We start from the raw sequence: 24,977 nt of genomic DNA, 5'->3' as shown, positions 1-24,977 counted from the left end.
ATTAACTCCCGGATCAATGTAAATTTCCCTTGAGAGCTTCGATAATATGAGGTCACTGAAAATTTGCCTATCAGTGGCCTTTTTTTAATTACCGACAATCTTATGTTCCATTATCACTTCTTTCTTGAAGAAATTCTCTGGTTTCTCTTGGTGTCAAACCTTGTAAAAATGCTTCCTCCATTAAAACTATCCACTCAGCATCAACTTCCTTACTATTACCTTTATCTTTTATTTCAATCATAATTTCCCCCCACAATTTACAATCTACCCACAACCTCATTTTTGTTCATTATATAGAACCAATTGACGATAAAAATATCCCTTTTAGGAATGGTTGGCATAAGTGAAAATGATATTCTATTTTAGGCGAGTTACCATATATTTACTATAACATTACTAAGAAATACAACTGTAAATAGTTGTTTATACCTATTTTACCAGAGAATGAAATAGTATTTTGTTCTCTATATTGAACCTAAGGGTGAATGCTCGAGAATAAGCCCGAAAGTGCAACAGTCCGCGGAAAGCGTCCGCCTAGAGCTAGTTGGATCCTCTCTGTTCAACAAAAACAATAATCTTTAACAAACCGATAATTTTATAAATTATCATGTTAAAAAGGACCCTGAAAAGTTTCATCAGGATCCTTTTAATTTTCTCTTTTATTAATGCATGTTTGCAGTTTCCTTTTGAAAGAACCACTTCAATGAACGATATACATCCTCTTTATCTTTTAAAATATAATGTCTAAATCGTTTATCCTGGATTTTATTATAGGCATTCATAAGAGTAGAGTTACGATTGTACTGATTAACTTCTCCATAACCAAACATACTCGATATTTCCATTAACTCGTTCACGTATTTCATACACCTTTGATTATCTGAAGTTAAATTATCACCATCTGAAAAATGAAAAGGATATATATTATATCTTGAGGGTGAATACTCTTGATCAATAAGTTCTAATGCTTTGATATAAGCAGATGAGCAAATCGTTCCACCACTTTCACCTTTCATAAAAAAGTCATCCTCTGAAACCTGTTTTGCCTCTGTATGGTGCGCAATAAAGGCTATGTCTACTGTTTCATATTTGGTTCTTAAAAATCTGGTCATCCAAAAAAAGAAACTTCTAGCCATATACTTTTCAAAACGTCCCATGCTTCCAGATGTATCCATCATCGCTATAACAACTGCCTTCGATTCAGGCTTAACTTTTTCTTCCCAAGTTTTATAACGAAGATCATCATTGTATATAGGTGCTACCCCTGCCTTACCGTCCATTGCATTTCGCTTAATCGCTTCTAATATTGTTCTTCTCTTATCCACATTTCCCATTAAACCTTTTTTTCTTATATCATTAAACTCAATGTTCTCAACAATGACATTATCTTCTTCTTTTTGCTTTAAATTCGGTAGTTCTAATTCCTCAAATAACATTGCTTCCAATTCAGTTATAGATACTTCCGCTTCATAATAATCTTTCCCTGCCTGATCTCCCGCACCGTCTCCTTGCCCTTGACCTTGCTTTTGAGGCTCTCTTGCTACAACATCACCCACGCCACTCTTACCATCACCTTGCCCTACATGTTTGCTTTTGTCATGATTATATCTAATTTTGTATTCATCCAATGAGCGAATTGGAACTTTAATCAGATCCCGTCCATTTGACATTACTATGCTTTCTTCACTTACTAAATCTGGCAGATTTTTTTTAATGGCTTCTTGAACTTTTTCATGGTGTCTTTGCTGGTCTTGCTGTCCTTTGCGGTGGAGGGACCAATTCTCATTTGAAACGATAAAGTTCTTCCCCCGTACGTTTGCCATCGGTAAACCCTCCTTTAATACAAGTGGTGGATTTGAAACCTTTGTACCCTCTTCTTATTTTATACTATGCACCTAGGACAGTTAGTTGCCAAAAAACTATACAGAAACCTCTTATTTTCTTAACATTAACTTTAAAAAATAGAAATAATAACTCTTAAAGTAAAAGCTTTGATATAGAAATACCAAAATAATCTAAAACCCTATACGTTTACTATATTTATGATCAGTGAGTTTCGTCGAACAAAGGCTATCCGAGATCTAACCAAGATAAGAAAACAACTAGGGTTAGACTCAAATTAAAAAATGTCTGATCCACAATATTATGGTCCAGACATTTTTCAAGGAATCATGCTGAAAATAACATATGATAACAAACAGTTATTCTCTTTATTTCATACTAATTTTTATTTAAAAAAACGCATATTTTCCGGTGGCCAAAAGGTCATATTCGCTTCCCCTACAATCATTTCTGTTGACACAAACCCAATATGACGACTATCTACACTATTTTGCCTGTTATCTCCTAAAACAAACACATGCCCATCAGGCACAGTCGTTTTTCCAGTCTGCCCTTCCAAATCAAAATCTTCCGTAAACAGACCATTTTCATGAGCTTCTCGATGCACCTCTAAAAATTCCTCGTCATGTGCAACACCATTAATATATAGCATGTCATCTTCGTAATATATTTCATCACCCGGCAAGCCAATCACTCTTTTAATATAATCAGATTCCTCTGTAGCATGAAAAATAATTAAATCAAATCTACTTGGCTCCTTCATCTCGTATCCTACTTTATTCACAATGATTCTTTCCCCATCGTGAATCGTAGGCATCATCGATTTACCGTAAACGATATAATTAGTAAATAAAAACCCTCGCACAAAAAAAGTAAGAATTAACACTACCGCTATTAATTTTGAAAATGACCATATCATACGTTTCCAAGTTTGTTTCCTAGGACGATTGTCTGGTTCAGGTGCTTGGTCCGTATTCATTTTTTTGACTCCTTTTTATCTAAATTTCCCCTTATACATACTTATAGGGCTTATTAAGATAATTGCCTCGAAACAGTGTTTATAAACCAAATATTAAGAAAGTAATATAACTGTTAACATACTGTAACAATTGGGTGTAAGCGCATTCAATATAACTGAAATAAATCTAAGTTACGACATTATTATAATACGGTTTTTTTCTCATCTAAGTTACCTTCCTGTTTCTTCTACCTCGATCTGTCCTGCACAGAAGAAATCGTAAAAAAGGGGATCTCTCCCCCCTTTTTACTTTTTATCTATTCAAAAGGCTTCCTACATAAATTAGCAAATCATTTGCTGAATTAGTATTATAACCATGTTCGTCTACAAGTCTTGCGATTACTTCGTTTATCTTTTTTAATTGGTTTTCATCAGGCGTTTTAGTTGAAGTGGTTATTTTAACAACATCTTTCAAATCAGAAAATAACTTTTTCTCAATTGCTTCCCGCAGTCTTTCATGGGAATGGTAATTGAACTTTTTACCTTTTCTCGCATAGGCTGAAATTCGAATTAATATTTCTTCCCGGAAAGCTTTTTTCGCATTTTCAGAAATTCCTATCTGTTCTTCAATAGATCTCATCAGTTTATCATCAGGATTCATTTCCTCACCAGTTAACTGATCGCGAAGTTTATTTTTGTTACAGTATGCTTCAACGTTATCTAGATAATTATTCATTAACGTTTTCGCCGACTCCTCATAGGAATAAACAAATGCTTTTTGAACTTCTTTCTTGGCCATTTCGTCGTACTCTTTCCTTGCAACTGAAATTAAATTCAAGTATCTTTCGCGATCTTCTTTTTTAATGGATGCGTGCTGATTTAAACCTTCTTTTATAGAACGTAAAACATCAAGAGCATTGATAGAAGTTAATTCTTTCCGAATAATCGCAGATGAAATACGATTGATGACATACCTGGGGTCAATACCTTCCATTCCTTCATCCCCAAATTCTTTTTTCAATTCTTCCACATCCTGATTATTAAAACCTTCTACGTTTTGTCCGTCGTAAAGTTTCATTTTCTTCAATGAATCTACGTCTTTTTTCTGTGATTCCTTTAATCTGGTCAATACTGTAAAAGTTGCTGCCACTTTTAACGCGTGTGGGGCAATATGGACATGGGAAATATCGGATTCCTGGATCATTTTTTGATAAATTCGTTCTTCTTCACTTACTCTTAAATTATATGGAATCGGCATAACTATCATTCGAGAATGTAATGCTTCATTTTTCTTGTTCGAAATAAACGATTTATACTCAGCTTCGTTGGTGTGTGCAATGATCATTTCATCAGCTGATATTAGCGCAAATCTACCTGCTTTAAAATTACCTTCTTGTGTCAAAGATAAAAGGTGCCACAAAAACTTTTCATCACACTTTAACATTTCTTGAAATTCCATCACACCTCGATTGGCTTTGTTTAATTCTCCATCGAAACGGTAGGCTCGCGGATCAGACTCAGAGCCATACTCTGCGATCGTTGAAAAGTCGATACTTCCAGTTAAATCGGCGATATCTTGTGACTTTGGATCAGAAGGACTAAATGTACCGACACCAACTCTTCGATCCTCTGAAAGAAAAATCCGTTCAACTTGAACATCTTCAATCCTATTATCGTATTCATTTTCTAGCCTCATCATATTTAATGGAGAAAGATTTCCTTCTACACGAATTCCATATTCCTCGAAAAAACTTTTGCGCATATGTTGTGGAATCAGATGAAGAGGGTCCTCATGCATCGGGCAACCCTTGATCGCATAAACTGCTCCCTTATCTGTTCTAGTGTATTGCTCCAAACCTCGCTTTATCATTGTAACGAGTGTTGACTTCCCTCCACTAACCGGGCCCATCAAAAGTAAAATTCGTTTTTTAACATCTAATCTTCTGGCTGCAGAGTGGAAATATTCTTCTACTAATCTTTCAATAGCTTCTTCTAAGCCAAATATTTGATCTTTGAAAAATAAGTAGCTTTTTTTACCATCTTCCTCAACTACTCCCGCATCTTTAATCATGTTATAAATTCTGGAATGAGCTGTCTGGGCTACTTCCGGATGTTCATGTAAAATATCCAGATAATCAGCGAAGGTACCTTCCCACTTTAACTTCTCCTCTTCTTCTCTGTGCTCTTGAATTCTATTTATAATGTTCATTATACCCTCCTTAATAGCTGGTCTTTCATTTTTAAAGTTATGATTCATCTTATGCAAACACCTAAAAGAAGATTCACTTTCCTATGAAAAATGAAAATAAGTTGACCATTCATTCATCACTTATTTTTATGCTCTGGAATAGTCATTAAAGGTTCTTTGCTCGAATTAAATGCAGGAATTCAATAGGAATTTAAACATTCAAAAAGATATATATATAAAGATATAGGATAATCACTTTCGCTTCTTTCCGATTCAAAGTAAAATAAATATAATAAATTCTTTTTTGAAAAGACCGTACCGCTTTTTTATTAATAGTGAGAGTGTGTGAGATTATGCGTATAATGATTGGAAACTTTTTCATCCTTTTATTTGTTAGTGTTTTTTCTTTGTTTTTTATGTGGACTGCCAGAGAATTATCTTCCGTAAAATCATTAGATAATTTCCTCGGCGAGACTATTCAATTAGAAGATATTATTTTAACCTATAACAGCAAAATTTTAGACCACGATGGTAATATTATTTCTGATATATATTCAGAAGAAAATAGAATCGCAGTATCTTACTCAGATATTCCATCCAAATTTGTAGAAGCCTTTGTTGCTGCTGAAGACCAAAAGTTTTACGCACATAAAGGATTTGATACTGGGGGCATAGCAAGAGCTTTCTTAGTAAACCTTCAAAACAAATCAATTGAACAAGGAGGAAGCACGTTAACACAACAGTTGGCACGGAATTTATATTTAACTCATTCTCAGACATATGAACGGAAACTAACTGAGCTACTCTATGCTTATCACCTAGAAAAGAAATTTTCCAAAAACGATATTATGGAAATGTATTTGAATACTGTGTATTTTTCAAATGGTGTATATGGAATAGAAGCTGCAAGTAACTATTATTTTAGTAAAAAGACAGATGAACTAAGTATTGCAGAAATTGCATTTCTCAGCTCAATCCCTAATAGCCCTGCTCATTATAATCCTTTAACCAATAGCGAAAATACTCATCAACGGAAAGAGTGGATATTAGAAAAAATGTATGAGAATCAGTTTATTACGGATAAGGAACTAGAAGAATCTTTAGAGGATATGATTACCCTTGAGATATATGAGAAAAAAGATAGCTTTCCTGATTATGTAACATATGTTCATTATGAGTTAAAGCAAATTGTTTCAGCTGAAGAGGGATTTATGCAAAAAATACATTCCGCTTCTTCACAGGAAGAACGAACTTCTTTCGAAGAAAAATTAGCAAAACGGGTAGAGGAGTTGATATCATCCGGAATTACCATTGAAACTGCTTTAAATCCAAGTATTCAAACGCATGCTCTTTCAACAATAAATCGTTTATTAGAAAATAGACCCATTCAAGCAGCGACTTCTATTATCGATCATGAGCAAGCAGAAATTGTCGCAATTACTGGAGGAGTTTCCTATGATAAATTTAATTTTCACCGCGGTTTCCAAGCTTACCGTCAACCCGGATCAGTAATCAAACCATTGCTTGTATATGCCCCTCTTCTTGAAGAAACAAGTCTAAATATGGCCTCTGTTATTGATGCTGGTCCTATTAATCGAAATGGCTATTCTCCAAAGAATTTTGGTGGTGCTATTTATGGGAAAGCGACAATAGAAACAGCCTTAAAAAACTCATATAATACCGCTGCGGTTAGAATGCTTGACACAGTTGGAATTGAAACTGCTTTTTCTTATGTAGATCAATTTAATTTTGCAAAAGTCAGCTCATCTGATTATAAACTTCCCTCAGCATTAGGGGGGTTCGAACATGGGATGACTGTTAATGAATTAACTCAGGCCTACTCTACATTTTCAACGGACGGAATATACCATTCCCCTAAAGCCATACGTAACATCATGGACGCCGATGGAGAAGTCCTGTACTCCATGGAAAAAGAAAATTTAGAAATATGGAGTGAGGATACAATTGCAGATTTACGAAAAATGCTCGCTAAAGTTGTATCAGAAGGAACTGGAAAAGCAGCTCGTTTGAATAGTGCTGGTTATACAGGAGGGAAAACAGGAACTACAAATGAATTTCATGACTTGTGGTTTATCGGAATGAATGATCGTTATACGACTGGATTATGGATGGGCAAAGATGAGCCAAGCTCTCTAATAAACGAAAGCAGCCAAAATCTTCATACCAAATTGTGGCGTGATATTATGAATGGTATTAATTAATCAACTATAAGGACTGGTAAAGCTAATTTTTATTTTGCAGAAACTGGGCAGCTACAATGGAACACAATAAGGACACTGAAAAAATCGTTCATCACTTTTTCAGTGTCCTTATGTTGCTATTATGTGTGAATCTTAAACAGGTAACCCCGCAATAATACTATTATATAACTTGACGATCGCATAAAAAATAACTGCTAAAAAAGCAAACCAAAAAAAGAGATGGAAGAAAATTAGTCCAATTAGGGCAAAGGCTGATAATGAATCACTGACGCGATAAATGAAGTAAATAAAGTAAATAAAACAAGTTAGAACAAACACACCCAATAGTGCAAAAATTTCAAATGTAGCGGGAACCGATGCGATACCACCTATTAGAAAAATCCAGGAGCCTTTCCTAACATTTTTCAATTCGCTTCCATCTTGATCCCGGGAAAAAAAAAGTAAAGAAAGCTCATTCACCGTAACAGCTATTAACTTCATAGCCGCAAACAGCATGAAGAAAAACAGCCATAAAACAAATAAAAGAATAAGGTCAATCCCTCTTGCCGAAAGGAATTCAATCATACCAGAGTATAAACCGATTTCCTGTAAATACTGAATAGCCAGTCTCTCTAAATAAATCGCAAATGAAAGACCGAACAGTAGAATTGCAATAAGAGGAAAATGACTAGTTAAATAAGTGTTTTTCATAATTGACCCCTATTATAAACATAAATTTTTATGTAATCTGATAAACTTTGTTGTATTTGAAAAGAATTCAAAGAAGCGAAAAGCGGCTACTCCGGCAGGATCATAACTGTCGAAGACGCCACGGGCTGGTTTCGCGGGGAGACTGTTAGCAGTGCCCGTGGAAATTAACCGCCTTGAGCGGATTCCAGACCCTCGTTCCAAGTACTCAACAGTCTTTATGAAAACACCTTAAGCATAAACTAACCTTATTGATAAAAATTAAATATCAGTAGAATGTGTCAAATACTCTCGCTATTTATTTAAGTTTTATAAATGATGTTTCACTTCATAAGCATAAATTTTATTTCCGGAAGTAGGACTCTTATCAAGGTTCTCACGTCTTTTTTTATGAGCCTGTTTGAAAGAATCACTGTGGATCCATGACTCATAGTCATCTTTTGTCTCCCACTTCGTTAACACTATTTGATAATTATCATCTTCTTCTGGGTCTAAAAATAAGAAATCCAAGCAACCAGGAACCTGCTTCATTTTCTCGGAGCTTTCGGCAAAACGATTTGCTACGTTTTCTCGTCCCTCTTTAGGTACATGCAATTCATTCATTACAACATACATGAATACGACCTCCTTTTACTATCATTATTATACGTTATTTATACTAAGATTCAAAGATTTCCACACTCAAAATTTAGGTCCGCAATGTTTCTTTCTCTCTTAAAACATGGTATATTGAGGTGTAGATAACGTCTAAGGAGGCATTCCCATGGGACTAGCTTTAATTACAGGTGTTTGTATAGTCTTTCTTATCGCCATTTTTACAGGTGGATATAACTCAAACCCTCACAAAAAATAAAATAAAAAAACCGTCCCATGTTTGTTGGTGACGGTTTTTTTATTTAGCCTATCCAATGGACGGAAAATTTTGTTGACGCAACGCTTCATATACAACGATGGCTGCAGTATTCGAGAGATTTAATGAGCGTATCTTATCCGTTTGTGGAATACGAAAACATCTCTCTTGATACTTCTCTGTTAGTTCTTTCGGAAGTCCTTTTGTTTCTTTGCCAAACACAAAAAAGTAATCTTTTTTCAAGTCACTGTAATCAATCTCATGATAATGTTTCGTCCCGATTGTTTCAATAAAGTAAAACTCGCCTTCAGGATACTTCAAAAAAAGTTCCTCTATATTATCATAATGATCAACTTTAACATTCGGCCAATAGTCGCAGCCTGCTCGTTTTAACATTCTATCATCCGTTGAAAACCCTAGTGGATGTATGAGATGTAATCCCGTATTTGTCCCGGCACAAGTTCTAGCTATATTACCTGTATTTGCAGGTATTTCTGGTTCATGTAAAACGACGTGTAATCCCACTGCTTTCACCTCTAGTATACTCATTCTTTATCCAAAAGCTATCTTACCATGACAACCAAACAAAAGAAAGAAGCCTCTCTAATAGATTAGGAAGAGGCTTCCAAGCTTTCGACAAAAAGAATTAATTCTTCTGTGGATACTTCTTTACCAATTACCTGATAAGAAGGTACCTTTTCATTGGTTTCTTCAAACAACCCTTTTTTATCAACAAACGTATACTGAATAGAAGGGAGAGGATCGGCAAAATAGCTAAGCTCCCCAATATAATCAGAAACTTCTACAACCTCAGTATCAGGCTTACGTACTCCGGAAAAATCCATATTCAAATCAAGATGCTCTCTTAAAGAGGGAATATCTAGTCCTTGAATATTTTGATCTTGTATAAGGTCGATTTGCCGATTATTTTCTCCAATAAAACTTGATACCAAAAGTTCATCTTCATAAATTGTTTCTTCCATATCCCACCCATCCAAATCGGATTCAGGAATGAGTACTGGAAAAGGAAGCTCTTTCTTCGCTTGAGAGAAAGTAGCCTCTGCATGTGAGCATGCTACAACGATAACGATTAAACAACTCATTACTATAAAATTTTTTCTGAAACATCTCATTCGTATTCGCATAGAAACACCGTATCTTTCTTTGGACAGATTTAGACATACTCAAAAGCGTTATGGAAAAGCCTAAAAAATATATTTTCACTATATCATAATCTCTTATTAAAGAGGGCCATAATTAGAAACTCTTCACTTCAGATTTGATTGCTCTACAATTTGAAAAAATTTGTAGTTTATTTTAGGTGTCCAAGCTGTAGAGTCTTCATATGCCCAATATCTCATACGACTATTCGTTGTATGGGCATTAACAAGGGGCATTCGATTCGCATCTTTGTCAACTACAATTGTAGTGTGTTGCCAGCGTCCGTCACCGTTAAAATCATAACAAATAACGTCTCCTCTCATTAATTCTTCCGCTGAAGATACTTCTCTTGCTTGTAATCCGCTATTAGATCCACTTAAATACCATCGAAAAGAATGGGCGACTGCCCAACTGAAGCTCCAATTCTTATTCGTATTCCACCAGCCTTCGCCTCGGTTTGGTATCCCTTTCATCGGTGCTCCACCTGCACGAAGACACTGCGATATATAATTTGTACAATCAACATCAAAGGAATTGTACTCAGGATTATAATCATCCCACCATCTCTCCGCATATCTTGTAGCAGCAAGTCTTTCATATTCAAATCTTTCATTATTTCGCTGATCAGTGGTTAAATCTAGTTTTTTATATGAGTCAATCTCTTCATTGTCTGAATAGCCATCTGGATACACTAGGTAATCATCGACCATTTCCTCTCCATCAATAACACCTCTGCGATACTGATTTATTTCTTCCAAGTATGCTTTTTTCTTATGAAAATGAAAATATGTTATTTTCATTAAATAATCAAATACAACTCGTTCGCCCAAATGTTCATGGTTAAGTACTTCGACATCAACACTATTTTTCATTGTTGTACACTGACGTGTCTTTTGTTCTTTTAATTTCCTTTTACATGCATCTGCATCCTCTTCACGAATGAATGGATTCCCATTTAAATGATCTTCCTCCCCAACAAAACAAACGAGACAATTTTTCCAATACTGTTCCAACACTTCTATTGTCTTTTTCAAAATTGTTCCCCTCCTTGTCACTCGTTCTATACATATTCAAGGGACAGTGAGGATCACCCTAAAAAAAAGAAAAATCCTCCAAAAGTTTTGGAGGAGGGCAGGTATTCTATTTATAAGATGGGGTGTTAAGAAGAAATTCGCTCAAATGATCCTTCAAGCCTTAACAGAATTTCCTTTTTATCCAAACCACCACCGTAACCAACCATAGAACCATTGGTACCGATTACACGATGACAAGGAATGATAATAGGAACTGGATTTCTATTATTAGCTCCTCCTATGGCTCTTACAGCTTTTGGGGAACCTATTTCTGTAGCAATTTGCTTATAGGATTTAGTGACACCATAAGGAATACTAGCCACTTTTTCCCACACTAACTTTTGAAATCTCGTACCGATTAAATCAAGGGGTAAACGAAAATCTTTAAGTTCGCCATTAAAATAAGCGCAAAGTTGTTCCTCAACCATTTTCAAGGGGGGGCTCTCGTTTAGTAGTGTTGCATTGATCTGTAATTTTCTTAATTTCATATTGATAGAAGTACTTGTGTCACTTGCTGAACCGAATTCAATGAAGCAAACCCCTTTGCTCGATTGAACCACAGTTAAAATACCAATTGGACTATCCATTTCAGCGTAATAATACGGATGTTTCGCCATCAATTGCTCCTCCTTCAGTTCAGTCTACTAAAGCTTATCTTACTGAACTTCATCGTTTTGTTCGAAGAGGACCCCGCTCCTTGTCCTGTGATTTAAGCGCTTTATCTATCTCAGCCTCTGCTTCTAAGTCATTTTCTTTCTTTTTCGCTTCTTTAAGCTTTGTCTCAGCTTCATTACTAGAAGTAATTTGACTGATAGCCCACGCAGATGTTCCTCGAATTACTGGTCTTGGATCCTCAAGTAATAATGTATACAGTGTTTCTAACGCTTCTTTTTCTTTAAAGAATCCGAGTGCGACAATTGCATTACGTTGAATAGGTTTCTTCCCTCGCCATGATCCTGACATTTTGCCGTATTTCTCCTTAAATTCTCTGTTACTAATCGTAAGTAAAGGAATTAATGTAGGTTTTACAGTCTCAGGATCTGGCTCCATCTCGGGATGATTGTGCGCATCCTTGCCTTTATTCTTTGGACAAACTACTTGACATGTATCACATCCATACAAACGATTACCAATCTTTTTTCTGTATCTTTCCGGGAGCATCCCTTTCGTTTGCGTTAAAAAGGCAATACATTTATTCGAATCTAATTGTCCTCCCTGAATGAGTGCATCAGTTGGGCAAGCATCTACGCATTTATTACAAGAACCACATTGGTCAAGCAAAGGTTGATCTTCCGGTATATCAACTGTAGTAATCATCTCACCCAAGTATACATAGGATCCAAACTCTGGTGTAATGATCGCACAGTTTTTAGCGCTCCAGCCAATACCCGCTCTTTCAGCGACAGCTCTATCCGAAAGTTCTCCGGTATCAACCATTGCGGTTGACTTAGAACCAGGCACTTTTTTTTCAATAAACTCGACAAGAAGATTTAGTTTTCTCCTTAATACATGATGATAATCTTCTCCCCACGAGGCCCGGCAAAATATTCCCCTTCTATCCCCTCGTTTTGATTGAGGTGCATTTTTCATTTTTGAAGGGTAAGCTAACGCAATAGAAATAATTGTTGATGCCTCGGGTAGAAGCATTTGAGGTTCTGTTCGCTCTTTAAGCGAGCCTTTTTCAAATCCTGATTGATACCCTAATTCTTGCTGTTGTTTTAAGCGGGACTTGAGTGTTACAAAAGGGTCCGCGGATGTAAACCCAATTTTATCAATCCCTACATGCTTACTATATGCAATTAGTTCTTTCTTTAACTGGGCATTCATCACGGTATTCCCCCCCTTTTTTTCTATTTAATATCTATAATATCTTTACAAAGCGAAAAAGCAGCGTTTCTATAGTAGAAACACTACTTCCCATAATTAACATATATTTTAATTTTTATAAATAAAATTGGAGCGGGTGATGAGAATCGAACTCACATCATCAGCTTGGAAGGCTGAGGTTTTACCACTAAACTACACCCGCAGTATTAACTTCTTTCAACTGATTCTTCTAATAACCTGATATCTATTTTACTACTCTGCTTAGAAAATGTCAATAATAATTACCGATGTTATCAATTCCGCGAAAATGGTTATATATAAATTGTGGAATTAATTTTATGAAAATCTAGAAAATAACTGAAAGAGGTGTTTTACGTGAAATACTCACGCATTAAGGACTTACAAAAAGAAGGACAGCCAGCACAAATACAACAGCGACAGCCTGGAATAGAAAGTGAAATGAATCCAGAGCCCGTATATGATGATCCTGACTACAAAGGTTCAGGAAAGTTAAAAGATAAAGTTGTGTTATTAACAGGAGGAGATAGTGGGATTGGACGAGCTGTAGCAATAGCTTTTGCAAAAGAAGGTGCAAAATTAGCGATCGTGTATTTAGATGAAAATGATGACGCAGAAAAAACAAAAGCTATTGTGGAAAGCTACGGATCTCCTTGCAAGCTCATTCCTGGTGATGTCGGTGAAGAGAAGTTTTGCTTTGAAGCAGTAAGTAAAACTATCGACGAGTATGGTCAATTGGATTCTTTAATAAATAACGCTGCCGAGCAGCATTACCAAGAGAAGATTGAAGATATATCATTTGAGCAATTGGAGCGCACCTTTAAAACAAACATTTTCTCTGCATTCCATTTAATTAAAGCAGCAAGACCCCACCTTAAACCAGGAAGCAATATCGTGAACACTGTTTCTATCGTGGCTTATCAAGGTATGCCTGTATTAATGGATTATGCCGCTACAAAAGGCGCTTTAGTTGCATTAACAAGATCTTTATCGGAAAATCTTGTCTCAAAAGGAATTAGAGTAAACGGGGTTGCTCCCGGGCCAATTTGGACACCGCTCATCCCTGCATCATTTCCTGCAAGCAGCGTTGCTAAGTTCGGGACAGATACTCCAATGGGACGACCAGGACAGCCCGCTGAACTCGCCCCATCCTATGTGTATTTAGCATCTGATGATTCATCTTACGTTTCAGGACAAGTGCTGCATGTAAATGGCGGAAAAATTGTAAATGGTTAAGAATCAATGAAGTCTAAAAACAGAGACTAAAAATTTAATGGTTTTTTCTCGTTATTTCCCATCTATATTTTCTGTTAAATAAGAAAAGCTATAGAGGAGATAAAACGAGGAGGATCATAAATGAAGAAGAGAATATTACTATTATTATCACTGTGTTTCATTTTAATGACGGTTGCTTGCGGTGACAATAACATGAATAACGCTTATGAAGGGCAAAGACAAAGCTTACAAGGTCAGCATATGAAAAATGGCCTTCAAACTAGAGAGGATGACAACCTTTCGAGTATTAAAACGGATATGTCAAGCTCTGAATATCCACACACGAAATCATTTCAAGTGCAAGAAGCAGAATTTGATTTTGAAATTGATGAAAAACAGTCCCATCCAGAAGCATTATATCATGGTAATTTCCCGCTAGAAGGAATACCTAATCTTAACGAGTTTTTCCCTCGAGAAGGATTTCCAGATCTAAATATTCAACAACCTTCTCCAGACCAAGAGCAACCTGCTCCCGAGCAGACCCGGCCTGAACCGGAACCTGAACAAGCCGATCAAGGTCAACCTAAACAGGAACAACGTCAGCAACCAGATCAAGGTCAGCCTAGTCAACAGCCTCAGCAACCTGAACAAGCGCAACAGCCTGATACGACGCAAGGTGGTAATCAAGGTACTCAACAAGAAGAGCAGCAAGTTATCGATTTAACCAATCAGCAGCGAAGAGAAAATGGACTTTCCGATTTACAAGCTGATGATGCTTTAAGTAATGTAGCCAGAGCAAAATCGACGGATATGCAGCAAAATAATTACTTTTCCCACACTAGCCCAACCTACGGATCTCCTTTTGATATGATGAGGGATTTTGATATTAATTATAGTTCCGCTGGAGAAAATATCGCTCAAGGTCAACGATCACCACAAGAAGTTGTGCAAGCATGGATGGATAGTCCCGGTCATAGAGAAAATATATTAAACGGAACTTACACCCACATCGGTGTGGGTTATGATCCAAACGGCAATCACTGGACACAAATGTTTATCAGTAAATAAATTACGGCGAGAGGGATGTGGCGAGTGAATGCCACATCCCCTTTTTAATTTTTGAAATCCAACTTTTTTAGCACATCGTTTCTTTACATCTGTTTCTTTTCATATTTCCATTTAGTATCTTCTATTTCCTGTTCTCCATTCCCCACGCCTTTAATTAAACCAATTCCTTCAATTTCTTTTAAAAGCTTATAAACAGTTGCTAAAAACCTTTTCTGCCAGTTCAGTTGTTGTTGGATACGTCTTTGTATTATTTTCACGAATATGTATTAAAAGCTTAACCCGTTTCTTTTGACGTGCATCTTCCTTGTATTTACCAGTAACTATATTTTTGAGAGGATCACTAATAAATACACCGAGCACAATACCTATCATAACTAAAAATAAATCATATAAAATTACACTCACAATAATCACCCTCCTTAAAGCATTAGTTTATCAAATTGACACTACAACCGAAAGTTTACTATTGATTTAATAAACCATCTAAACGAAAAATGGATGTTAATTTCTGATAATATCAACAAAATATATTGCATTTTTTGTTCATTGGTTATATAGTTAATTACATAAGTAACTAACCAGGTAAGGAGGTTGCATGAATGAAAAGTTCATTAGATGAAAATAAGCCAATATTTCTTCAAATTAAAGAACAAATTGAAGATTCTATTATAAATGAAACAATTAAAACAGCAGAAAGAATCCCCTCTACTAATGAGTTTGCAGCCTATTACAAAATAAATCCAGCTACTGCTGCAAAAGGAATAAATGAATTAGTCATGGAAAATATCCTAATTAAACAAAGGGGTGTTGGAATGTTTGTAACCGACAATGCAAAAGAAATTCTGATTAATAAGCGAAAAAAAATATTTTACAAGAACTACATGGATCCATTAAAAAAAGAAGCAATCAAACTAGGAATCAGTAACATTGATTTAATTGAAATGGTAAAAATGGAGGGGACTGTAGATGAGAATTGAAGTTAAAAACTTATCCAAGAAATACAAGAAGCAACATGCCTTAAATAATGTTTCCTTTACGCTAGAAGAACCAAAAATTTACGGTCTTCTAGGTAGAAATGGTGCAGGAAAAACTACTTTCATGGATATATTGTCCGGAAATATTTTAGCCAGTGAAGGGAAGATTTTAATTAATGGTACAAATCCATTTGATAATCAGGAGTTAACAGAATCAATTTGTTTAATGAAAGAAGGAGACAATTTTAAGAAGGATTTGAAAGTGAAAAATGTGCTCAAAATCTTTTCTTATTTTTATCCTACCTGGGATCATAAACTAGCTGATGACCTTATTAATGAATACAACCTTAATCTAAACGCAAAAATTAAAAGTCTCTCAAAAGGAATGGAATCATCTCTTGGAATTATTGTCGGTTTAGCAAGCAAAGCACCAATTACTATCTTTGATGAACCATATATTGGTCTGGATGCCCCTTCACGTCAGAAATTTTATGAAATACTTCTAGAAGAATATCAAACTGAAAAAAGAACTATTATATTCTCTACCCACCTTATTGATGAAGTAAGTTTACTATTTGAAGAGGTACTAATTTTACAAGAAGGTTCCCTTGTTTTACAAGAAAATGCGGATACCCTTAGAGACAGGACTTGCGCTGTTTCCGGTAATACCGAAGAGGTAGAACTATATATCAAAGACAAAGAGGTAATTGTAAAAAAACGTCTTGCCGGAACGATGACTGCCTATATTTACGGGAGTATAGAAGAGGCTAAAAAACAAGGTTTTACTGCTGAAGGTGTACCAATTCAAGAACTAATGATTTATTTAACTGATGGAAAGAGAGGTGCCTAATATGGGAAGACAAATTAAAGGATTGTTATATTTTTTCATCACTGATTTACGATACTCACTGATAACTTTTTGGACTATTTTATTAAGCATCTTAGTGATCTCTCTTACATTCGCTTACTTTTTGCTAAGCGTAGAAGATGGAGGGTTTTACTTTGGATTCCCTTTTCCATCTATATTTATATGGGGATCTTGGGGTTCCTAACCGTAAAGCAAAGTATTCCTTTTTCTTTGAAACTGGGAGCTACTAGAAAAAACATTTTTATTAGTCTCGGCTTGTTCTTTTTAGGATTATCGATTGCAAAAGCTATTTTTGCAAGTATTATTCAATCACTTACGTTAAAATTCACTGAAATCACTAGTATCCACACCTTTGAATTCATCCATCCTGCATCTCTTCTCGAAGATACATGGTTAAATCGAGTGATCATCGACTCAAGCATTTTGTTTTTCCTCTCTGTATTCATGTTTATTATCAGTTTACTATTTTATAAATATGGATTAGCCGGCGGAGGAAGTGTAACAGGAATTATGGTTATTGCCTTACTTGTTGGGATTGCAAAAGGATGGATTTTCGACTTCTTTATTAACTTGTTCTCAGACATAAATCTTTTATTCTTCTTCCAACTGTTTGCTATTTCTCTATTATTATTTTGTCTATCCTTTTTATTATTAAGGAAAATTACGACAGTGAATGTTAAATAGTCAGGTTAGCAAAACTGCATTGCAGTAGCATTGTCCCGCGGAAAGCAGTAGCCTAGAGATCAATCTCTAAATACTAATAATTTTATAACCGCTGAATAAAAAGACCTGGTCAGCCCTCCGCAAATATCGAAAAATGCCTATTAGGAAACATTTCTCCTAATAGGCGAACTTGCTTTTGTTTTTCTTCCTTTTGCGTTGTCACGTTAAAAAGTCTACGACTGCTTCTAATGCTTCCTCACAATCTTCCCCTACTGCGCGAACAGAAATACTGTCCCCATTTTCTAGGTGTAATGTTACAAGACCAAGAAAGCTTTTCACATTTGCTTCTAATACATTTCCCCGCATAACTTTTTGTAAATAAATATCCGAATTGAACTGTTGCAGCTTTCCAGTTAACTCGATGATTGTTTGTGTTTCATCAATATGAACATTAATTCTTTTTTTACTTTCTTCCAATAGTAACCCCACCTTTCCGCTATTTACCGTTCTTGCAATGCCAAATTTTTTAGATTTTTTAATATTTGAAAAAATACACGGAACTCACGCAAGAATCAACTGAGACCCATCAGGGTATTTTCCCGATTTGCTTGCCCATATAACGTAAGTAGTGTTTTTTCAAAATTAAAATTGGACGATAACAGAGCCTTTTATTTAAAAGTAAACGTTGAACAAGTACTTGAAACTACCCTAAAAGCATCAATGATAATTGAGGTATAAAAATAATCACAATCAACGTAACGAGCATCGCAATAAAAAATGGAATGATGGCTTTTGATATTGCCTCAATCGATAATCCTGAAATTCCGGATGAAACAAACAAATTTACTCCGAGCGGAGGAGTAATAAAGCCAATTGCTAAATTTACAATCATAATTATCCCGAAATGTACAGGATCATATCCAATATTCACTGCAATTGGCAATAAAATTGGCGTTAAGATAATAATTGCTGCTAACGTATCCATAAAGCAACCAACCACTAAGAGTAACAGTGTGATAAGTAAAATGATTACGATCGAATTATCGGAAATAGAGAGCATTGCTTCAGCTACCTGATTTGGAATTTGTTCTACCGTTAGCAGTCTACCGAATGCAGTAGCGGTTCCAACAATAATTAATATTGTTGCAGTTGTTAAAGCTGCATCACTAATTATCTTTGGTAATTCTTTGATTTTTAATTCGCCATATAAAACAGTACCTGCAATTAGCCCGTAAACAACAGCTATAACTGATGCCTCGGTTGGAGTGAAAATCCCCCCATATATACCACCAAGAATAATTAACGGCACCAATAAAGCCCATTTCGCATCCCAAGCTGCCGCAAGTAATCCCTTAAAAGAAAACTTTTCTTCCGTGCCTTTATATCCCATCTTTTTAGAGTAAAAGTAAGCATATACCATTAATCCTAAGGCAACAAAAATACCGGGAATGATACCTGCAATAAACATATCACCGATCGTCGCTCCTGTACCGACAACCCCGTAAATAACCATGGGGATGCTTGGAGGAATGATTACACCTAGTGACCCTGCTGCTGCAACTGTTGCCGTGGCAAATCGTTTATCATATCCCATCTTTACCATTGCTGGAATCATAATACCACCAACCGCGGCAACCGTTGCAGGGGCAGAACCGGACACTGCGGCGAAAAACATACAAGTAACAATTGTTGCTATTGCAAATCCACCCGTTCTATTTCCAACAATTTTATTCGCCACCTTAAATAAGCGATCCGAAATTCCTCCTTTTGCCATAATCTCCCCCGCAAGAATAAAAAATGGTACCGCCATCAGGGGAAAAGAATCAACCGATGTTACAAGGCCTTGTGCTAAAAACTCAAGTGGTAACGACCCTGAATAAATAATCGTGACTAATGTAGCTATACCTAGCGAAATTCCTATTGGGACACTCAGTAACAAAAATAGCGCAAAACTTCCAAACAACACTGCTGCAGTCATTATATGTACCTCCTAACTAGTCTTTTTTATTTTCAGTTGCCTCTATTTGATCCTGAATCTCTTTATTTTCAAGAATAACCTCTTGTTCCGTTTTCACCTGGAACTCTTCATTTCCCAGTAACGCCTTGAATTGTTTTATCAGTTGTTGAATAATTCGAATAGCAGTCAAACCCATTCCAACAGGAGTTGCCAGATAGACTATGCCCATAGGAATATGAAGTGCCGGTGACGTTTGACCAAAGCCAAGCAACTGTTTCGAAATATCGTAACCATAAATAACAACAAAGATAGCAAAACCTAGAAAGATAATATTTGAAACAATATTCAATACAATTTTAGCTTTATCTTTTAATAAAACTAACATCACATCTACTTTAATATGACGTTGTTTTTTCACTCCGTAACTGATACCAATATAAACTAGCCAGATAAAACAATATCTTGCAAGCTCTTCAGACCACGACAGAGAAGAATTCATAACATGACGCATAAATACTTGCAAAGCAATAGCTACTACCATTGTTACTGAAAAAATAATTAACAACACTTCTTCTAAGTGATCGTCTATCCAACGTAAAACCTTCATAATATCCCCTCTTCCAATTTTCATTTTCTAATGCTTCATTTCCTCTCCTTGAAAAAAAGCATAAAATCAGTTTTGCTTTTTTTCAAGGAGAGGCTTGATTTAACAAGCCTCCCTACAACAATTATTTCTGTGCATCCTCGATTGCTTGATATACTTCATTGACTAAATCCTGATCAAGTTCTGCTGCATATTCTTCAACAACTGGCTCAATAGCCAAACGCATTTCTTCACGAGCTTCATCTGAAATTTCAGTAAAAGTCATACCTTCCTCAACTAAACTATCTAAATACTCATCATTTGCTTCACGGTTCAACTCTCGTTGATATTTCCCGGCTTCAAGAGCAGCATTATCAACAACTTCTTGGTAATCTTCAGGAAGAGTATCATAGAAAGATTTACTCATTAAGAATACAAATGGACTGTAAATATGGTGCGTATCAGATACATAATCTTGTACTTCATAAAAACCTTCTAAATAAATTGTAGCAAATGGATTTTCTTGACCATCAACTGTTCCCTGCTGAAGTGCAGTGAACAACTCTGTAAATGCCATAGGTGTTGGATTTGCCCCCATTGCGCGGAAAGCATCTAAATGAAGATCATTTTCCATTGTCCTAATTGTTAATCCTTCAAAATCATCCACGGAAGCTACTTCCTTTTCACTGTTCGTTAAATCTCTGAAACCATTTTCCCAATAAGCCAAACCTTTTAGGTTTTGATCATCAAGCTTATCTAAGAACTTTTGACCAACTTCCCCGTCTAATACTTCATCTGCAACTTCACTATTTGGGAATAAGAACGGAAAGTCGAAGATTGAGAAATCCGAAACAAAGTTAGCAATTGGTGCTGTAGAAGGAACCGTTACTTCTTGTGAACCAAGTTGAAGCGCTTCCATCATCGTCCGGTCATCACCAAGTTGCCCACTGTGATATGTTTCTACATGAATTGCACCATCAGTTTCTTCTTCCACGATTTCTTTAAACTTTTCTAATCCTTTGTATTGTGGGTGTTCGTTATTTAAGCCAATACCAGCTCGGATCGTGAATTCTGCATCCGCTGCCGCTTCTGCATTCTCCTCTTTTATTTCCGTATCATTATTATTCACTTCAGGAGATTCCTCATTATTACCGCCACATGCCGCTAATAAAAACATCATTACCATTGATACAAAAAACATTACAAACTTTTTACTCATGCTTATTCCTCCTAAGTATAGATAAAAGAAAGTAGTTATACTTTCTTCCCCTTTTTATTTACTCCTACCATTTTTACCAGCTAATAACTTTGAATCATTACCTAATTATTTCTTAACTACCTCATGACCACCGAATTCATTTCGAAGTGCGGCTACAACTTTGCCTGTGAACGTATCGTCTTCTAATGAACGGTTGCGCATCATCAACGATAAAGCAATAACAGGCGCTGGTACTTGAAAGTCTAACGCTGTTTCTACAGTCCATTTACCTTCACCTGATGAATTCATAATGCCTTTAATTTCATCAAGCTTCGGGTCCTTTGAAAATGCACTTTCAGTCAGTTCCATTAACCAAGATCGAACCACAGATCCATTGTTCCATACTTTCGCGACTTTCTCGTAGTCGTAAGCAAATGGACTTTTATCTAAAATATCGAAGCCTTCAGCAATCGCCTGCATCATGCCATATTCTATACCATTATGAATCATCTTTAAAAAATGACCGCTACCCACTTCTCCACTATGTAGGTAACCATTCTCAATTGTTGTATCTACAAATATACTTTCCACTCTTTGAATCACTTCATTTGGTCCGCCAACCATCATACAAGCACCTTCCCTAGCTCCATCGACACCACCACTAGTGCCAACATCTACTAAATGGATGCCCTTTTCACTTAACAACTCTGCTCTTCGCAGTGAATCTTTGTAATTGGAATTTCCTCCATCTATAATGACATCATCTTCATCTAATAAATGGGAAAGTTGTTCTACTAAACTTTCTGTAATCTCCCCCGCAGGAACCATTAGCCAAACTGTTCTCGGCTTCTCTAACTGGTTCACAACTTCTTCTACCGAATATGCAGGGATTGCACCATATTTACTCAATCCTTCTACTGACTCTCGGTTTACATCATTGGCAACTACCTCATGTTTATGATCAAGTAAATTTTGTGCCAAGTTGTAGCCCATTTTTCCAAGACCAATCATACCTATCTTCATCGTATTACCCCTTTCTCTGATAATTTTAATAACGAAATATTATTTCTTCATATCTCTATTATAAGATAAAAAATTTCTTTTACAACCTTTTTAAATAAAAAAATATTTTTTATTTACACGTTTTCATTTATACTGGTTTAGAGGAGATTTCTAAGAAGACTTATTCATATGGTCCTATTAATTAGTCTATTTACTTTAATAAGGAGTGCATTTATGATTGAAAATGGTTTTTGCAAACATCGTATTAAAGCTTCCTACTCTGATTTTCGAGTCAAAGAAAAGAAAATTGCTGATTATATTTTAGAAAATCCTGAAAAAATAATTCATTCTACTATTAGTCAGATAGCTGAAATCAACGGTGTTGCTGAAGCAACTGTATTTCGTTTTTGTAAGCGAATTGGCTTTAAAGGGTATCAGGCAATGAAAATTGCATTAGCTTCAGAGGTTGTCACAGGAATGACAGATATTCATGAAACCATTCAAAAAGGGGATGATGAAAGTCTCGTTGCAGAAAAAGTTTTTAAATCTAATATCCGTACATTAGAAGAAACATGGTCTGTCCTTGATAACGTAGAATTCAAAAAAGCAGTCGATATTGTTTTAAGGGCTAATCGTATAGAGTTTTACGGAAGTGGTGGATCCGGAGTCATTGCCATTGATGCCCATCATAAGTTTATGCGTACAGGAATTCCTACTGTTGCTTATAGTGACTCTCATTTTCAAGTAATGTCAGCTTCTCAGCTAGATGAGAACGGTGTAGTTGTCCTAATTTCTCACTCCGGGAAAAATCGAGACATATTGCAAGCACTTGAAGTGGCAAAGGAACAAAATGCTACTACAATCGGCATCACTACACTTGCCAAATCCCCTTTAAGTGATGGAGTAGATGTTCCTCTATATACTGTCTCCCAGGAAACAGAGTATCGGTCTGAAGCTTTGTCTTCCCGCCTTGCTCAATTAAGTATTATCGATGCTTTGTATGTCAATGTTAGTATAGGTAGAAAAGAACTCATGCAACAGTCTATTAAGAAAATGAGAAATGCCATCTCATATAAAAGAATATAAACGATCGTCTCTTAAAAGGAGGTAAAGGATAGTGAATAAACAATACGTAATAGGTTTAGATATTGGTACTACAAGCGCCAAGTCCGTTATTTTTCAAAAAAACGGGATTGTTGTTTCGGAAGCAGAGGAAAGCTATCCTGTTTTTCATACAAACCCTTCTTGGGCAGAACAAGATCCATTAGTCATTGAGAAAGCTGCGATTCACGCAATTAAAAATTCATTACAGATAAAGGGAATTAAAGGTGAAGAAATTCTTTCAGTCGGTATATCGTCTGCTATGCACTCTTTAATTTGTGTAGATGAAAAGAACCAACCACTCTCTCCTTCTATTACTTGGGCGGACGGAAGAAGTGTGGACCAAGCAAGGATACTGAAAGAAACTTCATCTGGAAATAACATTTATCTTCATACCGGTACTCCCATTCATCCAATGTCCCCTCTCGTTAAACTTATTTGGATGCAAGAAACAAACTATGAACCCTATATTCATGCATCTAAGTTTTTATCTATTAAAGAATTTATAACTTCAAGATGGTTTGGTACGGATGCTGTTGATTATTCCATAGCATCTGCTACTGGTTTGTTTAATATACAAACAAAGGATTGGAATGTAGAATCTTTAAAATTAGCCGGTATCAATAGGGACCAGCTCTCAAAACCTGTGCCGCCAACCTTTATTTTCCAAGGAATATCAAAAGAAATTGCAGAACAAATAGGTATTCCAGAAGGACTGCCATTCGCAATAGGTGGTAGTGATGGTCCTCTAGCAAATCTTGGGATAGGCGCGATTGATACAGGTGATACAGCTCTTACTATTGGAACTAGCGGAGCTATTAGAAAGATGGCAAGTTCTCCCAAAACAGATAGCCTTCAACAGATATTTTGTTATGCGGTAACAGATGAGTTATGGATTTCAGGAGGTCCTACAAATAATGGTGGAAATGTTCTACAATGGCTAAAAGAAGTTCTAGGTCACAAAGAACGGGAGGAAGCGTTAAATACGGGTGGAGATGCTTTTACATTAATGCTTCAGTCCGCAGAAGGCGTTGAACCAGGTGCTAATGGTCTGCTATTTCTCCCTTATTTAAATGGAGAGCGAGCTCCGCATTGGGATGCCAATGCCCGAGGTGCATATATAGGATTGTCCACTGATCATCGCAAAGAGCATATGATTCGGGCAAGTTTAGAGGGAGTTTTATTTAGTCTTTTGAACGTTAGTGAAGTATTGAATAGGCTATCCGGAGAGACTTCTACATTATTTGCTAGTGGTGGTTTCGCCAGATCACATTTTTGGGTTCAGATGCTTGCAGACATATTCGAACGAGAAGTCCATATTCCCGAATCACACCAAAGTTCTGCTTGGGGCGCTGCTTGGTTTAGCTTATTGGCTATTGGAGAAGTTAATGATTTAGCCTCAATCAAGAATTACATTCCTATGAAAGAAGTTATTCATCCTTCCCAGTATGAAAGAGAGAGATACCGCAAACTTTATCCTATTTATAAAAGCCTATATAAAACTTTGAAACCTACATTTGAG

The 24,977-nt window shown here is 36.1% G+C and carries 25 protein-coding genes and 1 tRNA gene; 8 read left to right on the top strand and 18 right to left on the bottom strand.

From position 1 onward, the window contains the following. Positions 1 to 100 precede the first annotated feature (100 nt). The 4 genes from ACHABW_RS22565 to ACHABW_RS22550 form a co-directional block, all read right to left on the bottom strand. Complete coding sequence (locus ACHABW_RS22565) at positions 101 to 241, bottom strand: hypothetical protein (protein WP_435758817.1); 141 nt, start codon at positions 239 to 241, stop codon at positions 101 to 103. 421 nt (positions 242 to 662) lie between these two features. After that, positions 663 to 1,823: a sporulation protein YhbH gene (yhbH, locus tag ACHABW_RS22560; RefSeq protein ID WP_435758815.1), complete on the bottom strand. Its 1,161-nt coding sequence runs from the start codon at positions 1,821 to 1,823 to the stop codon at positions 663 to 665. Positions 1,824 to 2,227: 404 nt separating this feature from the next. Next, the gene (lepB, locus tag ACHABW_RS22555) at positions 2,228 to 2,821 is read right to left on the bottom strand and encodes a signal peptidase I (RefSeq protein ID WP_435758814.1); all 594 of its coding nucleotides are present in this window, start codon (positions 2,819 to 2,821) and stop codon (positions 2,228 to 2,230) included. Between the two features lie 292 nt (positions 2,822 to 3,113). Further along, entirely contained in the window at positions 3,114 to 5,009 is a 1,896-nt protein-coding gene (locus tag ACHABW_RS22550; protein WP_110936921.1) for a PrkA family serine protein kinase, read from the bottom strand. A gap of 332 nt (positions 5,010 to 5,341) precedes the next feature. On the opposite strand from ACHABW_RS22550, the gene ACHABW_RS22545 reads away from it, so the two are divergent. Continuing rightward, positions 5,342 to 7,210: a transglycosylase domain-containing protein gene (locus ACHABW_RS22545; RefSeq protein ID WP_435758812.1), complete on the top strand. Its 1,869-nt coding sequence runs from the start codon at positions 5,342 to 5,344 to the stop codon at positions 7,208 to 7,210. Between the two features lie 132 nt (positions 7,211 to 7,342). Here the strand turns inward: ACHABW_RS22545 and ACHABW_RS22540 are convergent, their stop codons facing one another. The 8 genes from ACHABW_RS22540 to ACHABW_RS22505 all read right to left on the bottom strand — a co-directional run bounded on the left by ACHABW_RS22540 (position 7,343) and on the right by ACHABW_RS22505 (position 13,010). Beyond that, entirely contained in the window at positions 7,343 to 7,900 is a 558-nt protein-coding gene (locus ACHABW_RS22540) for a DUF5366 family protein (protein ID WP_435758810.1), read from the bottom strand. A 306-nt stretch (positions 7,901 to 8,206) separates the two neighbouring features. Further along, a complete protein-coding gene (locus ACHABW_RS22535; protein ID WP_435758808.1) occupies positions 8,207 to 8,512 on the bottom strand; it encodes an antibiotic biosynthesis monooxygenase family protein in 306 nt (101 codons plus the stop codon). 286 nt (positions 8,513 to 8,798) lie between these two features. Next, positions 8,799 to 9,296 (bottom strand): tRNA (uridine(34)/cytosine(34)/5-carboxymethylaminomethyluridine(34)-2'-O)-methyltransferase TrmL, encoded by a 498-nt coding sequence (gene trmL, locus ACHABW_RS22530; protein WP_435758806.1) that lies wholly within the window; start codon positions 9,294 to 9,296, stop codon positions 8,799 to 8,801. 62 nt (positions 9,297 to 9,358) lie between these two features. Next, entirely contained in the window at positions 9,359 to 9,850 is a 492-nt protein-coding gene (locus ACHABW_RS22525; protein ID WP_435758804.1) for a hypothetical protein, read from the bottom strand. 165 nt (positions 9,851 to 10,015) lie between these two features. After that, positions 10,016 to 10,942 carry an amidase domain-containing protein gene (locus tag ACHABW_RS22520; RefSeq protein ID WP_435758802.1) on the bottom strand — a complete coding sequence of 309 codons (927 nt, stop codon included), beginning with the start codon at positions 10,940 to 10,942 and terminating at the stop codon, positions 10,016 to 10,018. A 125-nt stretch (positions 10,943 to 11,067) separates the two neighbouring features. After that, on the bottom strand, positions 11,068 to 11,598 hold the full coding sequence (locus ACHABW_RS22515) for a methylated-DNA--[protein]-cysteine S-methyltransferase (RefSeq protein ID WP_435758800.1): 531 nt from the start codon (positions 11,596 to 11,598) through the stop codon (positions 11,068 to 11,070). Between the two features lie 49 nt (positions 11,599 to 11,647). Further along, positions 11,648 to 12,808, bottom strand: a complete 1,161-nt coding sequence (gene queG, locus ACHABW_RS22510; protein ID WP_435758819.1) for a tRNA epoxyqueuosine(34) reductase QueG — start codon at positions 12,806 to 12,808, stop codon at positions 11,648 to 11,650. A gap of 128 nt (positions 12,809 to 12,936) precedes the next feature. Beyond that, a tRNA-Gly gene (locus ACHABW_RS22505) sits at positions 12,937 to 13,010 on the bottom strand. Positions 13,011 to 13,183: 173 nt separating this feature from the next. Here ACHABW_RS22505 and ACHABW_RS22500 point away from each other — a divergent pair. Then, positions 13,184 to 14,062 (top strand): SDR family oxidoreductase, encoded by an 879-nt coding sequence (locus tag ACHABW_RS22500; RefSeq protein WP_435758798.1) that lies wholly within the window; start codon positions 13,184 to 13,186, stop codon positions 14,060 to 14,062. 120 nt (positions 14,063 to 14,182) lie between these two features. Next, positions 14,183 to 15,109, top strand: a complete 927-nt coding sequence (locus tag ACHABW_RS22495) for a CAP domain-containing protein (RefSeq protein WP_435758796.1) — start codon at positions 14,183 to 14,185, stop codon at positions 15,107 to 15,109. Positions 15,110 to 15,295: 186 nt separating this feature from the next. Here the strand turns inward: ACHABW_RS22495 and ACHABW_RS22490 are convergent, their stop codons facing one another. Further along, positions 15,296 to 15,514 carry a hypothetical protein gene (locus ACHABW_RS22490; protein WP_435758794.1) on the bottom strand — a complete coding sequence of 73 codons (219 nt, stop codon included), beginning with the start codon at positions 15,512 to 15,514 and terminating at the stop codon, positions 15,296 to 15,298. Between the two features lie 194 nt (positions 15,515 to 15,708). On the opposite strand from ACHABW_RS22490, the gene ACHABW_RS22485 reads away from it, so the two are divergent. The 3 genes from ACHABW_RS22485 (at position 15,709) to ACHABW_RS22475 (ending at position 17,635) form a co-directional block, all read left to right on the top strand. Beyond that, positions 15,709 to 16,086 (top strand): GntR family transcriptional regulator, encoded by a 378-nt coding sequence (locus ACHABW_RS22485; protein ID WP_435758792.1) that lies wholly within the window; start codon positions 15,709 to 15,711, stop codon positions 16,084 to 16,086. Continuing rightward, positions 16,076 to 16,933, top strand: coding sequence for an ABC transporter ATP-binding protein (locus ACHABW_RS22480; protein ID WP_435758790.1), 858 nt, complete (start codon positions 16,076 to 16,078; stop codon positions 16,931 to 16,933). Before ACHABW_RS22485 ends, ACHABW_RS22480 begins: the two co-directional genes overlap by 11 nt. Positions 16,934 to 17,122: 189 nt before the next feature. Beyond that, positions 17,123 to 17,635, top strand: a complete 513-nt coding sequence (locus ACHABW_RS22475) for a hypothetical protein (RefSeq protein ID WP_435758788.1) — start codon at positions 17,123 to 17,125, stop codon at positions 17,633 to 17,635. Between the two features lie 198 nt (positions 17,636 to 17,833). Here the strand turns inward: ACHABW_RS22475 and ACHABW_RS22470 are convergent, their stop codons facing one another. The 5 genes from ACHABW_RS22470 to gnd form a co-directional block, all read right to left on the bottom strand. Then, positions 17,834 to 18,091, bottom strand: a complete 258-nt coding sequence (locus tag ACHABW_RS22470) for an HPr family phosphocarrier protein (RefSeq protein ID WP_435758786.1) — start codon at positions 18,089 to 18,091, stop codon at positions 17,834 to 17,836. Between the two features lie 226 nt (positions 18,092 to 18,317). Next, positions 18,318 to 19,592: a TRAP transporter large permease gene (locus ACHABW_RS22465; RefSeq protein WP_435758784.1), complete on the bottom strand. Its 1,275-nt coding sequence runs from the start codon at positions 19,590 to 19,592 to the stop codon at positions 18,318 to 18,320. A 16-nt stretch (positions 19,593 to 19,608) separates the two neighbouring features. Next, positions 19,609 to 20,178 (bottom strand): TRAP transporter small permease, encoded by a 570-nt coding sequence (locus ACHABW_RS22460; protein ID WP_110936936.1) that lies wholly within the window; start codon positions 20,176 to 20,178, stop codon positions 19,609 to 19,611. A 121-nt stretch (positions 20,179 to 20,299) separates the two neighbouring features. Further along, positions 20,300 to 21,373 carry a TRAP transporter substrate-binding protein gene (locus ACHABW_RS22455; RefSeq protein WP_435758781.1) on the bottom strand — a complete coding sequence of 358 codons (1,074 nt, stop codon included), beginning with the start codon at positions 21,371 to 21,373 and terminating at the stop codon, positions 20,300 to 20,302. A gap of 105 nt (positions 21,374 to 21,478) precedes the next feature. After that, on the bottom strand, positions 21,479 to 22,375 hold the full coding sequence (gene gnd / locus ACHABW_RS22450; RefSeq protein ID WP_435758779.1) for a phosphogluconate dehydrogenase (NAD(+)-dependent, decarboxylating): 897 nt from the start codon (positions 22,373 to 22,375) through the stop codon (positions 21,479 to 21,481). A gap of 213 nt (positions 22,376 to 22,588) precedes the next feature. Between gnd and ACHABW_RS22445 the strand changes: the two genes are divergently transcribed. Together ACHABW_RS22445 and ACHABW_RS22440 are read left to right on the top strand one after the other, a co-directional pair. Next, a complete protein-coding gene (locus ACHABW_RS22445) occupies positions 22,589 to 23,440 on the top strand; it encodes a MurR/RpiR family transcriptional regulator (protein WP_435758777.1) in 852 nt (283 codons plus the stop codon). Positions 23,441 to 23,471: 31 nt separating this feature from the next. Continuing rightward, a partial coding sequence (locus ACHABW_RS22440; protein ID WP_435758775.1) for a gluconokinase occupies positions 23,472 to 24,977 on the top strand: 1,506 nt, incomplete at its 3' end.

This window comes from Salipaludibacillus sp. CF4.18, from assembly GCF_051262595.1.
Classification (GTDB): Bacteria; Bacillota; Bacilli; order Bacillales; family Salisediminibacteriaceae; genus Salipaludibacillus; species Salipaludibacillus neizhouensis.
This window is presented reverse-complemented; position numbering and strand designations above follow the sequence as displayed.

Bases quoted from the DNA above. Each gene is read 5' to 3' on its own strand.
- ACHABW_RS22565 (WP_435758817.1), bottom strand. From the start codon at position 241: ATGATTGAAATAAAAGATAAAGGTAATAGTAAGGAAGTTGATGCTGAG.
- yhbH (WP_435758815.1), bottom strand. From the start codon at position 1,823: ATGGCAAACGTACGGGGGAAGAACTTTATCGTTTCAAATGAGAATTGG.
- lepB (WP_435758814.1), bottom strand. From the start codon at position 2,821: ATGAATACGGACCAAGCACCTGAACCAGACAATCGTCCTAGGAAACAA.
- ACHABW_RS22550 (WP_110936921.1), bottom strand. From the start codon at position 5,009: ATGAACATTATAAATAGAATTCAAGAGCACAGAGAAGAAGAGGAGAAG.
- ACHABW_RS22545 (WP_435758812.1), top strand. From the start codon at position 5,342: ATGCGTATAATGATTGGAAACTTTTTCATCCTTTTATTTGTTAGTGTT.
- ACHABW_RS22540 (WP_435758810.1), bottom strand. From the start codon at position 7,900: ATGAAAAACACTTATTTAACTAGTCATTTTCCTCTTATTGCAATTCTA.
- ACHABW_RS22535 (WP_435758808.1), bottom strand. From the start codon at position 8,512: ATGTATGTTGTAATGAATGAATTGCATGTACCTAAAGAGGGACGAGAA.
- trmL (WP_435758806.1), bottom strand. From the start codon at position 9,296: ATGAGTATACTAGAGGTGAAAGCAGTGGGATTACACGTCGTTTTACAT.
- ACHABW_RS22525 (WP_435758804.1), bottom strand. From the start codon at position 9,850: ATGAGTTGTTTAATCGTTATCGTTGTAGCATGCTCACATGCAGAGGCT.
- ACHABW_RS22515 (WP_435758800.1), bottom strand. From the start codon at position 11,598: ATGGCGAAACATCCGTATTATTACGCTGAAATGGATAGTCCAATTGGT.
- queG (WP_435758819.1), bottom strand. From the start codon at position 12,808: ATGAATGCCCAGTTAAAGAAAGAACTAATTGCATATAGTAAGCATGTA.
- ACHABW_RS22495 (WP_435758796.1), top strand. From the start codon at position 14,183: ATGAAGAAGAGAATATTACTATTATTATCACTGTGTTTCATTTTAATG.
- ACHABW_RS22485 (WP_435758792.1), top strand. From the start codon at position 15,709: ATGAAAAGTTCATTAGATGAAAATAAGCCAATATTTCTTCAAATTAAA.
- ACHABW_RS22480 (WP_435758790.1), top strand. From the start codon at position 16,076: ATGAGAATTGAAGTTAAAAACTTATCCAAGAAATACAAGAAGCAACAT.
- ACHABW_RS22465 (WP_435758784.1), bottom strand. From the start codon at position 19,592: ATGACTGCAGCAGTGTTGTTTGGAAGTTTTGCGCTATTTTTGTTACTG.
- ACHABW_RS22460 (WP_110936936.1), bottom strand. From the start codon at position 20,178: ATGAAGGTTTTACGTTGGATAGACGATCACTTAGAAGAAGTGTTGTTA.
- ACHABW_RS22455 (WP_435758781.1), bottom strand. From the start codon at position 21,373: ATGAGTAAAAAGTTTGTAATGTTTTTTGTATCAATGGTAATGATGTTT.
- gnd (WP_435758779.1), bottom strand. From the start codon at position 22,375: ATGAAGATAGGTATGATTGGTCTTGGAAAAATGGGCTACAACTTGGCA.
- ACHABW_RS22445 (WP_435758777.1), top strand. From the start codon at position 22,589: ATGATTGAAAATGGTTTTTGCAAACATCGTATTAAAGCTTCCTACTCT.